This window comes from Rothia nasimurium (assembly GCF_014217215.1).
Classification (GTDB): domain Bacteria; phylum Actinomycetota; class Actinomycetes; order Actinomycetales; family Micrococcaceae; genus Rothia; species Rothia avistercoris.
Genome location: NZ_CP056080.1, coordinates 1,535,145 through 1,547,921 on the forward strand (window position 1 = coordinate 1,535,145; position 12,777 = coordinate 1,547,921).

The 12,777-nt window shown below is 58.2% G+C and carries 11 protein-coding genes and 1 other RNA gene; 2 read left to right on the plus strand and 10 right to left on the minus strand.

Going from position 1 to position 12,777, the window contains the following annotated elements:
- Nucleotides 1-99 precede the first annotated feature (99 nt).
- A complete protein-coding gene (locus HWU94_RS07035) occupies nucleotides 100-1,143 on the plus strand; it encodes a hypothetical protein (protein WP_185173092.1) in 1,044 nt (347 codons plus the stop codon).
- On the opposite strand, the gene HWU94_RS07040 is transcribed toward HWU94_RS07035, so the two are convergent.
- The 6 genes from HWU94_RS07040 to HWU94_RS07065 all read right to left on the minus strand — a co-directional run bounded on the left by HWU94_RS07040 (nucleotide 1,129) and on the right by HWU94_RS07065 (nucleotide 8,292).
- On the minus strand, nucleotides 1,129-2,361 hold the full coding sequence (locus HWU94_RS07040; protein WP_185173093.1) for an alkaline phosphatase family protein: 1,233 nt from the start codon (nucleotides 2,359-2,361) through the stop codon (nucleotides 1,129-1,131). The two genes, HWU94_RS07035 and HWU94_RS07040, sit on opposite strands and share 15 nt — an antisense overlap.
- Before the next feature lies 1 nt (nucleotide 2,362).
- Entirely contained in the window at nucleotides 2,363-2,986 is a 624-nt protein-coding gene (locus HWU94_RS07045; RefSeq protein WP_185173094.1) for a DUF5998 family protein, read from the minus strand.
- Nucleotides 2,987-3,058: 72 nt separating this feature from the next.
- On the minus strand, nucleotides 3,059-5,887 hold the full coding sequence (locus tag HWU94_RS07050; protein WP_342355177.1) for a GNAT family N-acetyltransferase: 2,829 nt from the start codon (nucleotides 5,885-5,887) through the stop codon (nucleotides 3,059-3,061).
- A 137-nt stretch (nucleotides 5,888-6,024) separates the two neighbouring features.
- Nucleotides 6,025-6,546, minus strand: coding sequence for a DUF4190 domain-containing protein (locus HWU94_RS07055; RefSeq protein ID WP_185173095.1), 522 nt, complete (start codon nucleotides 6,544-6,546; stop codon nucleotides 6,025-6,027).
- 89 nt (nucleotides 6,547-6,635) lie between these two features.
- Nucleotides 6,636-6,920, minus strand: a complete 285-nt coding sequence (locus HWU94_RS07060) for a hypothetical protein (protein WP_185173096.1) — start codon at nucleotides 6,918-6,920, stop codon at nucleotides 6,636-6,638.
- A gap of 166 nt (nucleotides 6,921-7,086) precedes the next feature.
- Nucleotides 7,087-8,292 (minus strand): CdaR family transcriptional regulator, encoded by a 1,206-nt coding sequence (locus HWU94_RS07065; RefSeq protein WP_185173097.1) that lies wholly within the window; start codon nucleotides 8,290-8,292, stop codon nucleotides 7,087-7,089.
- Between the two features lie 142 nt (nucleotides 8,293-8,434).
- On the opposite strand from HWU94_RS07065, the gene HWU94_RS07070 reads away from it, so the two are divergent.
- Complete coding sequence (locus HWU94_RS07070; RefSeq protein ID WP_185173098.1) at nucleotides 8,435-9,811, plus strand: MFS transporter; 1,377 nt, start codon at nucleotides 8,435-8,437, stop codon at nucleotides 9,809-9,811.
- Between the two features lie 64 nt (nucleotides 9,812-9,875).
- Here the strand turns inward: HWU94_RS07070 and ssrA are convergent.
- From ssrA to prfB, 4 genes are all read right to left on the minus strand, one after another.
- Nucleotides 9,876-10,251, minus strand: a transfer-messenger RNA (tmRNA) gene (gene ssrA, locus HWU94_RS07075).
- A 150-nt stretch (nucleotides 10,252-10,401) separates the two neighbouring features.
- Entirely contained in the window at nucleotides 10,402-11,085 is a 684-nt protein-coding gene (locus HWU94_RS07080; RefSeq protein ID WP_185173099.1) for a DUF4190 domain-containing protein, read from the minus strand.
- A 21-nt stretch (nucleotides 11,086-11,106) separates the two neighbouring features.
- Nucleotides 11,107-11,601 carry an SsrA-binding protein SmpB gene (gene smpB, locus HWU94_RS07085; RefSeq protein WP_135012007.1) on the minus strand — a complete coding sequence of 165 codons (495 nt, stop codon included), beginning with the start codon at nucleotides 11,599-11,601 and terminating at the stop codon, nucleotides 11,107-11,109.
- Entirely contained in the window at nucleotides 11,598-12,722 is a 1,125-nt protein-coding gene (gene prfB, locus HWU94_RS07090) for a peptide chain release factor 2 (RefSeq protein ID WP_185173100.1), read from the minus strand. Before prfB ends, smpB begins: the two co-directional genes overlap by 4 nt.
- Nucleotides 12,723-12,777 lie beyond the last annotated feature (55 nt).

Here is a 12,777-nt window from a genome sequence, read left to right on the forward strand (position 1 = left end):
CACTAGATACAGTAATCTCTCTTATTTTCACCGCACCAGCCCATGTCGCGCCCCTTTCGCAGACGGGTAAAGGGCTCATAAATACTTGATAAGGAAACCGTGACCACGCCCCGTTCCCACCAGTCACCAGATTCTGACAACCAGAAGCCCACCACCGCCGACGACGCCACAGAAGCTTTCCCTTCCCCCGCTGCCGAGGGCGCTACCGATGATGCAACCGAAGCTATGCCGCTAGCTAACGGTTACGAGTACGTGACTGAAGATAGCGGGAGCACCCGTACTGTTGTAGATACGGACGACGACTCTCTGGCCTTTGGTCTCATGCGCAACGGCGATGTCGTTGAGAAACTCACCCGAGAAGAGCGACGGGCAGACAGGGCTGCCGAAAAGGCCGCAGCTAAAGAAGCTGAACGGGCAGAGGAGGCCCGCAGACAGGCGGCTCTTGCCGCAGCGGCGGCCGCAGCAGCTGAACGTGATCAGCTGAACCCCCGTCATGCGGAAGATGAGCAGGAAGAACGCAAGATCGGGTCAAAGGTCTTTTTTGTCGGTTCCGCGGTGCTCACGGCAGCCGCTATCGCCCTAGTCGCCGCTTTCTTACTACCCCTCAACGACGAAAGCTCTCAACAAACCACGGTAGAGGCGACCCCGACACCCACAGTGGCAGAAACCAGCCCATCTGTTGTAGAAAGCTCATCTGCGGCACCCGTTCCTAGTTTTAACACCAAGGTACCGACTGTCACAGAACAAGGCGGCGGCACCGAAGAACCGGTAGCCCCCGGTAACGTTCTATATGCGCCGACTGAAGAAGTTCCTGCAGTTGAGCAGATCCCCGAGCCTTCAGCGCTGGAACCAACTCTCGACAGTACCGAAGAGGAGACTCCGGTGGCAGAGGAAACCCTAGTTCTTGAGCCAACCCAGGTAGCTAATGACCCGGGTGAAGTTGTACCTCCCGGTGACGCTACTCCTACTGACGAACCTGATCGCTCCGTCGAAACTTCAGCTACGGACGAAGATAGCGCAGCGAGTGTCCCCTTAACTCCCGCAGATGAGGGAAACGCCGTGGCTCCTACCGCAGCGGCAGCCACTGGCTCCTGGCCCCACGCGGTGGGGAAAACGTCCGCACCGGTCTTAGCCGGTGGGTAGCATCAGCAGGGGCACCTGTGTTTCCTCAAGCGTGAGCGATCCGTGCTGACCCACCATCTGCAGGGCGTGGGGCTTGTAATGCCGCATGTCGTAGAGGGCGATAGGTTCGCGGGCAGCCACGATAATATCGCCGATACGGCGGCGAGCCTCGTCGGTTACCGGCTGACCAAAATAGCCGGCTTCAAAGAGTTCTTCTGAGTCAAAGACCCAGGCCTGGTCGCCCCAGGTCTCTGCCCACCGGCCCAGGGCGTCCTGGCGGGCAGAAGCACTGGCGTCCTTTAGGTAGAGCTGCACCATGCGGGGTTCGCCCGCCGTCAGCTCAATATTATCCAGCAGAGCCGTATCGCCCGAGTAATCAATGCGATTCTCAGGGGCGATATCGACCATGCCGTGATCTGCCGTCACCAGCAGTAGCACATGCGGGGGCAGCCTGCGAGCCAGCGACTTCAGCGCGAGGTTCAGCTCCTCAAGTTGCTCAAGCCACTGGTCAGACCGGGTACCGAACTTGTGCCCGGCCTGGTCAATTTCTCCCCAGTAAAGGTAGACCAGCGAAGGTTTACGGGAGTTTAGCAGGCTAGCGGCCAGGGTAGTGCGGGCAGCATACCCAGCTGCGTGCACAAAGCGTCCGCCCCGCAGACCCGCTTCGCTCAAACCGGTGCCCGCATACTTGCTCAGCGATACTGTCGCTACATCCAGGTGGTTTTGGTAGCGTTCAAAGACCGTGGGATGGGGCTGCCACTGGTGGGGGTCAACAGCTTTATCCCAACCCGACAGCTGGTTCATCACGGCCCCGGTGGCCGGGTTTTTCACCTCGTACCCGGCCATGCCGTGGTAGCCCGGCGGGGTTGCTGTTCCCAGGCTACTGAGTGAAGCCACCGTGGTCGAGGGGAGGGCCGAGTGAATCGGACCGAGCTGGGTGGCCTTCTTCAAGAAGGGGGCGTAGGAGCCATAGGCACTCAGCAGGCTCTGCCCCAGACCATCGACCATGACCAGGCAAACGCTACGGTAGCGGGTAGGGTCAACCCCGGCGGCGCGCAGGCGGTCTGCCAGGCCGAGCAGGTCGTGACGTCCTGCCCCGTGCAGGGGGTGCGGGTCAGGGGTGATAGACCCCTGGGCGACCAGGGTGCCGCAGGACTCGAAGAGGTCGGCTAGATTGTTGCCGCCATAGCCGGGTTCGGTGGGTAGGGCATTACCGCAGTAATCGGTCAGGACGCTCATCTTAGGCCCCTGCCTGCGCTAAGCCGCCTACAGGGGCGGCTACCTGGTTCATTGCTGCCATGTGGGCAGAGCGCAGTGCGCGGGCGAAGCTCCTAGCCTGGGCGGTAGCCTCTTCCCCATCGGCCGGGGCGCTAACGCGCAGGAGCATGTCTTCCCTCGGGCCCATACCGGTGTAGCCGTGGTCGGCGTCGCAGGCGGGGTCGGGGCAGTCTGCCGGTTGTACGTCAAGGCGCTGGGAGCCCGTCCAGGCAATCAGCATCGAAACCTCTGAAACGGGGCTACCGGCCCGGTAGTGCTGGGGCTGCGGGTAGGTGTAACTGATGGTCAGTGTTCGAATACGGCTCACGTGCAGGGTCTCAACCGACACGTGGGCAAGCACCTGCTGGCCGCTTTCGTCGAGGTTCTGGTCATCCAGGTGGGCGACCAGGAGCATCTGACCGGCCAGCACCAGCACCGTAATGTGACGGTGCACCTCGTTCTGGTCAAAATGGGTCTCTACCTGAACCAGGTGCGAGGTAGGTACCAGCTTAGCCAGGGCTTCATCGACCGTATCGAGGACGAGCTCGGGGTAAAAGCCTGCCTGCTGAATATCCCTGGTGAGGGCTTCGGCTGCGCTGAGGTTCATCGTCTCGTCTCTTTCTAGGGTAGATATGGCCGGTAGGTCTACCCTCCATCTTAGGTCATGACTAGGTTACACTTAGCTGCTCATAGTTCGGCGGGCAGAATCGGTGCGCTGCTGGGGGTTGCCCAGGCGTATCTTGGCACCCACCACCGTGAGGGTCTCCTGTGAGAGCAGGACGGGATTGAGCTCAAGGTAAGCGATCTCGGGGTGGTTATCTTTCATCAGGGCTACCCGGGCGCAGAGGTCTTCGAGCAGGTCAACCCGCACCTGGGGCAGGTCACCGTCGGCAAAGAGCTTGGCTGCTGCCTTGGGCGAGCGCACCATCTTGTAGACATCTCGTTCGGTCAGCGGTGGGATGCGGTGGGCCCAGTCTTCCAGCAAACTGGTAGCGTCCCCTGCCATGCCGAAGGAGACCACGGGGCCGATCAGGGGGTCTTCGATACCGGTGAGTACCGCTGTTTGACCGGCCGGGGCCTGTTTCTGCACGGTGAGGTCGAATCTACCGTAGGGTTCGAGCACACGGTGCATTTGGGCTATTTCGCTGATGAGTTCGGCGTCGCTTTCGATGCCCAGGCGCACACCGCCCAGGTCTATGCGGTGGCGCAGGAAGTCGTCTGTGGTTTTCAAAACGACCGGGTAGCCACCCGCCCGGGCAGCGGCCTCAACGGCTTCTTCTGCGGTGTCAAAGCCATATTCGGGTAGCAGGCTAATGCCGTAGTGGGCAAGGAGTTCTTCGGTGGCAGAGGCCGATACATCGAGCAGGTTCTCACCGCTCACCTGGGTCAGGTGCTGGGCAATGTCAGCGGCCGCAGCCTTGGGGCTGACATTCTCAGGAGTAGCCAGTACCCCGGTTTCTTTCTCCCGCCACTCCACATAGTCCATGACGCTTGCCAAAGCCAGTATAGAAGCCCCCGGTGACTCAAAGCAGGGCAGCCCTTCTTGCAGGACGGGGGTGCTCTCCCCCGCTGTGCCGCGCTCTGCCGGGGCGGGCGTCCGCCCATCCGGGTCTTCCCAGATTCCGCGAAGGGCTGCGTCAAAGCTGAGCGTGCCGGGGAAGGCAACAACCACGGGTTTTCCGGTGCGCTTGCCTGCGCGGTATAGGACGCGGGCAACATCCTTGGGGTCGATAGAGTCGCCGGTGAGGAAGACTCCGATAGCCGCATCAATATCTGATGCTTCGAGGGCGCTGGTTGCCACGTCTTCAAGTACCTCTAGCCCGTCGATACCGTCATCGGTGAGCCTCAGCATGGACTCGGTCACCCGCACATCGATATTCAGGGCCTCGGATTTGTCGGCGATAATCTGTCCCAGGGCTGAGGCGTTGGAGAGGATAGCCACGCGCCGCCCAGCGGGAAGGGGCTGGGAGACCAGCACCTGGGCCACATCGAGCACCTGGTCAAAGGTTTCGGCGCTGATGACTCCAGCCTGCTTGAACATGGCGTCCAGGGCTTCGGTGGGGGCGATGGAGGTTCGCCCCGAATGCCCGGGAGGGAGCTGCTGGCCGGTCACAGCGTTCTTGGCCACGAGTACGGGTTTGACGCGGGAGAGCCTGCGGGCGATACGGGAGAACTTTCGGGGGTTGCCGATAGATTCAAGGTAGAGGGCGCAGACGCGGGTTGCTTCGTCGTCTTCCCAGTACTGCATGATGTCGTTACCCGACACATCGGCGCGGTTGCCTGCTGAGACCAGGGACGATACACCGATATTGCGCTTGACGGCGGTATTAGAGAACATGGCGCCGATAGCTGAGGACTGGCTAAAGAGACCCAGGGCGCCGGGCTTGGGGTCCTGGGCGCTGATGGTGGCGTCAAGGCGGACGCCCGGGTTATTGTTCAGCAGGCCAAAGGAGGCAGGGCCGATGACGCGCATACCGTGACTACGAGCCGATTTCACCAGGGCTTTTTGACGGGCGCGGCCGCGGGCCCCGTCGTCCGCGTAGCCGGAGGTATAGATGAGGACGCCACGGACGCCCGCCTCGCCGCAGGCTTCTACGGCTGCGGCTACCTCGGCGATGGGGACGGCGATAATAGCTAAATCTACACGGGCCGGCACTTCACCGATGCTGGGGTAAACGGGCACCTCACCGGCAGGTAGCTGGTCCTCGTTAACGCCGTAGAGGGCGCCGGTGAATCCGCCTTCCACCAGGGTTTTAATGACCTTGTGACCGTTGGCCTCCCAGCGGGGTGCTGTACCGATCACAGCAACGTTGTCTGGGGCAAGGAGCTCGGCGATAGATTTGGCTTCGGCACGGTGCTCGCGGGCTTCCATCACGCTGCGGGAGCGGTCGGTGGGGTCGATGTTGAAGTAGACCATAACCAGGCCGTCTTCAAATTCGCGGGAAATCTCGTAGCCCGCATCGGTGAAGACGTTAAGCATTTTGCGGTTCTGCGGCAGAACTTCGGCGCTGAACCTGTCGATACCGCGCTCGTTAGCAGCTGCGGCAAGGTGTTCTAGCAGGATTGACCCGATGCCGCGCCCCTGGTGGGCATCGGAAATCATAAAGGCCACTTCGGCCTCGTTGGGGTTGTGGGTGCGGTCGTATCGGCCGATGCCGATCATTTCATCACCCAGCATGATGACGAAGGCGACCCGGTTATTGTGGTCCACCGTGGTGAACCGGGTCAGTTCTTTGTCGCTCAGGGTGGGTTTGTGGGTGAAGAAACGCAGGTAGATAGTGCGCTCTGACTGGCCCGCGTACATTTTTTCGAGGGCTGCCCGGTCGGTAGGGACGACGGGGCGCAGGTTCGCGGTGGCTCCGTCGCGCAAAACGACGTCCGCCTCCCAGTGGGCCGGGTAGATGAAGGGGATTTCGTCGGTTGTGGGGTGGGCTGGGTCAGCCGGGGTGAAACGCGGGGCGTGGCCGTCCTGCTCGTAGCGGCCTGCGGGTGCTTCTGATTCAGTCACGGGGTGCTCCTGGGCATGCTGGGGGCGCTTTCCCCCATCATAACGCGATTGAGGTGGAGCTCACAGCCCTATCGTTGCGATGGGCCCTCTCGATGATTAGTGGAAGAATAAGAGTCGCTGCAGACTCCCACTCATTTTTAGTAGCTGGTGTTGCTCTCGATGCAGCGCGCGATAGCTTCTTCGTCCCCGGCGTGGGTGATTTCGCAGTTTGCGGTTTCAGCCCCGTTCAGGAACCAGCTCGCCATGAAGTAAAAGAAGACCGCCACCGGAATGCAGAGAATACCCAAGGCAATGCCGCCCCAGGCCATACCGGCTGTCTGCCCATAAAAACGGGTACGCGGGTTACGCTTGCGAGCGCGTAAGGCTTTGATACCCAGAACGATAGCCGCCACCGCAGGGATGAGAGCCAGCAGGGAAAAAACTCCCGCCATAAGCACTACAAGCCAGCTCACTACGCCCACCGATAGTGCCATAACCGCCTGGTAGTAGCCACGGCCTCGCTTGTCACGCACCATTGCCCCATAGGGCCGGCGGTGGGCATCAGGTACCCGGTACTGGGTAGGTTCGCCGAGGGTTTCGTAGTCCAGCGAAGGAAGCAGAAGGACGCCTGTGCCCGCGGGTGCTTGCGACTGGGGGTATGCGGGGGGCTGGGTGCTCACAATATCCTCTTTCTTCACGAAACCGCCGTGTCAGATGGGCTTTATTCTATGGTCAGCTTACCAGCACCCGTTACTCTTCGATATAGACTTCAGCCCCGCTTCCATGCACCTTGCAGAGGTATGACCAGGGCTGATACACCGAAGGAAACAACCGAGGTGAAGAGAGAAGCGCGCAAGAAAGAAGCGTCTATCACCAGGTTGCGGCGGGTCTGAAGTTCTTCTGATAGTGCCTCATCGCCAGCATCCTGAGCTTCGCGCACCATAGTACCCAGCTCAGCATAGGTCTTTCCTTCATAAGCGGTGCCTTCAGCACCTGCGGTGGCATGCTGGCGGATGGTTTCTGCCTGAGCATATACAGTCACAAGGCGTGACATGGTAGCCCTCTCAAAAAATAGTGGGTAAGTAATGTCTATCGCTGAAGGTCAACAATATTTTATAACTATGTATTATTTTGTCACCCAACGCCCTCTTATTCCACTTCAAATAAAGCCTCTTAATAATCACTTAAAATAGTCCATATAACCTTATTGATAAGGTGTTTTAGACTGAATCACCTACACCAAGAGCGCCCTTCAGGGCCATGTCGTGCCGCAGCCACATTAGTTCGATACAGGTATTAATATCACTCAGACCACGGCCGGTTATCTGCTCAAATTTTGCAACCTTATTACGCAAAGTATTCTCATGGATATAAAGAGCCTGGGCAGCATCACGATAACTACGACCATGCTCCAAAAACGCCCATACATATACCAGCAAAGATTCCCCAACGCCGCGACTATCATGCAGAGGCTCCACTAAAGATTGTCCTAGAAGATCCCCCAGCCAAGGGATACAAGCAACAGCCAGACGCCATCCTCGGCTGCGCACATCAAAACACCCTACTCTACCCGGCTCTAATGAGGCCAAGACAGTTCGAGCTTCCTCCAACGATGCCGCCAGATTACCCATGTGAACAGGACGCCCAGGAGCAAAAACTCCACCGCGAAGCTCCTGCCAGCCAACCGCTCGGGAGGTGGCAGCGTCCGCACTCTCCAGCGCCGGAACCACACCCACCAGGCCTCCCTCAACGTCATCAGCAAAAGCCGGCGCATGCAACGACGAAAAAGCTCCTTCAATCCCAGATACCCAATCACATGGCGCAAACCCGCGCCCCAAAACCACCTGATACTCTTGATCGCCAGGTAACCCCAAACCACTCGAGCGAACCTGCTGTTCCGTAGCACTCAATGATCCCTGGAAAAGACGAGTCAAGAAATCTCGCTTTTCAACCCCTCGTCGCTCAGATTCGGCAAGCTGCGCAGGCTCATAGTCACGAGCAACCTGAATCATAAACCACTCACCCACCTCCCAGATCACACCCATCGCCCGCAACCGCTCCTCAAGAGGCAAGCCAGAATCATCCGCCATTTGCGCCAACCTACTCTGGGTTGCAGATAGAGCCAAACGGTGCGCCCTCAAGACTGAAGCCAAAGAAACCCCCTGCAATTTTCGGCGCGGAGCAACCACATAAAGGCTCCCCGCCCCCTCACCCAACACCTCGTCAACAGAAGCAGAATTACCCAAGCAGGCTATAGCCGCATCAAAAACACCGGCTACGCTCTCAACCAGCTCCTCGCGGGGCACAGCACGATACTCAGGAAGCTCATCAACAACAGCACCAACTGCCCCCACCACCAGGGCGTCCTTTTCCGCTGCCAAAGACTGCAGCAATACATCCAGCCTAATGTAAGATATCTCACTCATATCACCATTGTAGGAAATTACACACGAGCACAACATGTAATGAAAAAACCCACATTGCCATGATGTAAATCACATTATTACTGTTAGTGGAACGCCTACCGCACCGGGGGCGTCCGCACAAACAACACCAAGGGAACCCAAGATGACAGAAGCTATCTTCAAAGCAGAAAAGGTGATGCAGCCTGTACGTACCACAAAGCAAAAGCGTAAAGCCTTTATCGGGGCTATCGCCGGGCACCTCATCGAATGGTACGACTACGGTGTCTACGGCTTCGTCGCCATCTACGTAGGCGCTGCTTTCTTCTCAGCCAACACACCGGCCGTAGCCCTGCTCGCCTCCTTCGCAACCTTTGCACTTTCCTTCTTTATGAGGCCCCTCGGCGGCTTCGTCTTCGGCCCGCTCGGTGACCGCATCGGACGCAAAAACACCATGGCCCTGGTCATGTTCCTCATGTCGGGCTCCACCTTCATGATTGGCCTGCTCCCCACCTACGAAACCATCGGTTTTGTAGCCCCAGCTCTACTGATTCTGGCACGCTGCCTTCAGGGGCTCTCCGCGGGCGGTGAAATCGGCACCGTCACCTCCTACGTCGCCGAATACGGCGGTCCCGAACGTCGCGGCCTAGCTACCTCTCTGCTCATGACCATCGCAGTCTCAGGCCTTATCTTGGGCTCCATCGTGGCTAACGGTCTTGCCTCAATCCTGGGCGATGCTGCCATGCAGGAATACGGCTGGCGCATTCCCTTCATCATTGCAGGCCCGCTCGGCCTCATCGCTGCCTTCATCCGCTCCCGTCTTGAAGACACTGCCGAATTCGAGGCAATTGCAGAGTCCGGTCATCAAGAGAAGCGCCCCATCCGTGCCACCTTCCAGTGGAAACTCAACATCACCCTGGTCGCAGGCTCCATCGCCCTACTGGCAAGCATGTTCTACCTTATTTTGACCTACTCCTCCACCTACTTCGTCAAGGATCTAGGATTCTCAGCTAACACCCGATTCTGGTTCATCACCATCGGCGGTCTAACGGCAGCCTCCCTCATGCCCCTGGGTGGCCTGATAACCGATATTTTCGGCCGGCGCTGGTTCCTCATGGCAACCTCTGCGCTCACCATACCCGCACTCTACTGGTACTTCACCACGGCCCCGGGCTCAACGCCATCCGAAATTTTCCTGCCCTTTATGGTGATTTGTGTGCTCTTTGGCCTCTACTCTTCAACACCCTACGCGGTGATGAGCGACCTGATTCCCACGTCCATTCGCGCCACCGGTATTTCCATGGGCTACAACATTCCCGTTGCGGTCTTCGGTGGCTCAGCGCCCTTTATCGCAACCTACCTGGTGAATGCCACCGGCGATATCACCTCGCCCATGTACTTCTTCATCGGGTGCGCGGTTCTCTCGTTCCTTGCCGCAGCGTTTACCACTCAGAAAAACTATCAGCAGGTTCGTGATGCCGATGCTGACCTCATGGAAAAGGTTGCTACTTCATCTATCCCCACGGTAGAGCCTAAGAAGTAACGCTAACTCGTAGAGACACAGAAAAGGCCCTCCGCCCGGATTATCCGGGCGGAGGGCCTCAATACTGTGGAGATGCGGGGAATCGAACCCCGGTCCGATGTGGCGTCAACAGGTCTTCTCCGTGCGCAGTTTGTGAAAGCGGTGTTTTCGGCTACCTTGCTTGCGCAAACACTTACAAGGCCTAACCTAGCCGTATAAAAGTCCCACCCGGCCCTACGACAAGGACGGGCAGCAGTGGCCTTTTAAACTGATGGTAGGGGCTGAGCCAAAGGCAAGCTCAGGCTACCAGACTGCATCGCTGGGATTATTAGGCAGCGAGTGCGAAGTCAGTGCGCTTAGATACTGCACTTATTTTTTTGCAGAGGGCGTTAACGAGATAACCCTGCGTCCTCGGCACGCTTCATCCATCTCAACTCACATCGTCGAAACCGATCATCCCCATATTCTTTTATCAAAGAACGCCAAGCTAAGCGTTTTCCAGTGCTCTTTCGAGTCGCAACTCATCAGTGAAAGGCACCGGCCCAATTAGCTCGGATGTACCAGTCTACCAGCTGGCTCTCCATGCTGTAAAGAGCCAGCTGGCAGGTGAATTAGACGTTGCTGTTTGAATCTGTGACCTCAAGGCCCAGCTGCTGGTTAATGCACTGTTCCATGAGAACCTCGTTCTCAGCGTAGGCCATGCATTCACCGAAAGCTGAGAAAATCCAGCCGAAGAACACAAGCATTGCCAGGGAAATAAGAATACCCAGGGAGCTAAAAACAATACCGGTAATAGCCAGGCCCTTACCGCCGCCACCGGTCTTGGTCTTACGCAGGGCAACAATACCCAGCACCAGACCAACGATGCCCAGGATGCCACCCAGAATGATCCAGCCACCCAGGAAGGATAGGATACCTAGAATCAGCGACGTAATGGCAAGTCCCTTGGGTGCCGAGGCTACCTGCTGGCCGTAAGCGTCATACCCGTAGGAAGGGTAGCTGGCTGGCTGCTGGCCGTAGTTAGGCTGAGCATAGGTAGGCTGCGAGTAGCTGGGCTGTGAGGAAGCGCTGTTACCCTGCTGACTGTAGTCCCCGTATGCCTGCTGGGAGCCGTTATAGGTCTGAGTGTTATCGCTGGCGTAAGGATTATTCTGGGCTGCCTGCCCTGCAGCTTCCTGCCCGTAGCTTGAAGAGCTGGGTGAAGCGTCCTGCTGGCCCTGTCCTGAGGCACCTGAGCTGTACTGCCCGGGCACGTAGTCGCCGTAGGGGTTTTCCTTGTTGTTTCCGGTGGTCATTTCTCTCCTTCGAGTAGGTTCTTATCCCAGGTTCTTATAGCGCATAGCACGCTGAGCTTCGAGGTTGTCCTGACGCTCACGCAGGGCCTGGCGCTTGTCGTAATCACGCTTACCGGTGGCCAGAGCAATTTCTACCTTGGCGCGCCCCTTGCTGAAATAGAGCTTGAGGGGCACGACGGTGTAGCCGCTTTCCTTGAGCTTCTGAGCGATTTTGTTAATTTCGCTGCGGTGCATGAGCAGTTTACGGCGGCGACGGGCAGCGTGATTAGTCCAGGAGCCGCGCCCGTATTCAGCGATATGGATGCCTTCTAGCCACAACTCGTTGCCGTACATCTGGCAGAAGCCGTCGGTAATCGAGGCTCCTCCATCGCGCAGGGATTTAACCTCGGTGCCCATAAGCACCAGCCCTGCTTCCCAGGTCTCTACGATGTTGTAGTTATGGCGAGCGCGGCGGTTGGACGCTATGGTGTGGTTATTCGGGTCTTCTTTCGTTACTTTTTTCTTAGCCACGATTATTCTTCGTTCTTTCTTTTCTGTCGTTCTGCCGCGCGCCACCGCACGCCGGCATCGATGAAACCGTCGAGCGCACCGTCGAATACGGCGCTGGGGTTTCCCTCTTCGTAGTTGGTTCGTAGGTCTTTGACCATCTGGTAGGGGTTGAGCACGTAGGATCGCATCTGGTCGCCCCAGGAGGCTTTGACGTCACCGGCAAGTTCCTTCTTTTTGGCGTCCTCTTGCTCTTTGCGGAGCAGGAGGAGGCGGGATTGCAGGACGCGAAGTGCTGCGGCTCGGTTTTGTAGCTGGGACTTTTCGTTCTGCATTGAGACCACGATGCCGGTGGGTATGTGGGTCATACGGACGGCGGAGTCTGTGGTGTTCACGGACTGACCGCCGGGCCCAGATGAGCGGAAGACATCGATCTTGAGTTCAGACTCGGGGATTTCGATGTGGTCGGTCTGCTCGATGAGGGGGATGACTTCCACCGCAGCGAAGGACGTCATGCGCTTGCCCTGGCTATTGAAGGGAGAGATACGCACCAGGCGGTGGGTTCCCGCTTCAATCGACAGGCGCCCGAAAGCGTAGGGGGCTTTGACCTCAAAGGTTGCTGATTTAAGGCCGGCTTCTTCGGCGTAGGAGGTATCCATCACCGTAGTATCGAAGTCGTTTTTCTCGGCCCAGCGCAGGTACATGCGCAGAAGCATCTCGGCAAAGTCGGCGGCATCCACGCCACCGGCGCCTGCCCGGATGGTGACGACAGCGTCACGCTGATCGTACTCGCCCGAGAGCAGGGTGATTACTTCGAGTTCTGCTAGGCGCTTTTCGATAGCGTGCAGTTCGGTTTCTGCTTCGGCAAGGGTGTCGGCGTCGCCCTCTTCGTCGGCGAGTTCTACCATGACCTCAAGGTCGTCGATAGCCTGACTCAGTTTAACGAGCTTATCGAGTTCGGCCTGTTTGTGGGAGAGCTGGGAGGTGACCTTTTGGGCGGCGTCGGGGTCGTCCCAGAGGTCGGGGGCGCCGGCTGCTTCAGAGAGTTCTGCGATGGTAGCGCGCAGCTGCTCAACGTCGCTGACCTCTTCGATGGAGGCGTAGGTTGAGCGCAGGGATTTGATCTGGGCAGAAAAATCTAAAGTAGCCATGACTATTAACCCTAGCTGAAAACGATGGTAAGCGCCCGGTTTTGCCCCTGTTTTG

Bases quoted from the DNA above. Each gene is read 5' to 3' on its own strand.
- HWU94_RS07040 (WP_185173093.1), bottom strand. From the start codon at position 2,361: ATGAGCGTCCTGACCGATTACTGCGGTAATGCCCTACCCACCGAACCC.
- HWU94_RS07045 (WP_185173094.1), bottom strand. From the start codon at position 2,986: ATGAACCTCAGCGCAGCCGAAGCCCTCACCAGGGATATTCAGCAGGCA.
- HWU94_RS07060 (WP_185173096.1), bottom strand. From the start codon at position 6,920: ATGTCACGCCTTGTGACTGTATATGCTCAGGCAGAAACCATCCGCCAG.
- HWU94_RS07065 (WP_185173097.1), bottom strand. From the start codon at position 8,292: ATGAGTGAGATATCTTACATTAGGCTGGATGTATTGCTGCAGTCTTTG.
- HWU94_RS07070 (WP_185173098.1), top strand. From the start codon at position 8,435: ATGACAGAAGCTATCTTCAAAGCAGAAAAGGTGATGCAGCCTGTACGT.
- HWU94_RS07080 (WP_185173099.1), bottom strand. From the start codon at position 11,085: ATGACCACCGGAAACAACAAGGAAAACCCCTACGGCGACTACGTGCCC.
- prfB (WP_185173100.1), bottom strand. From the start codon at position 12,722: ATGGCTACTTTAGATTTTTCTGCCCAGATCAAATCCCTGCGCTCAACC.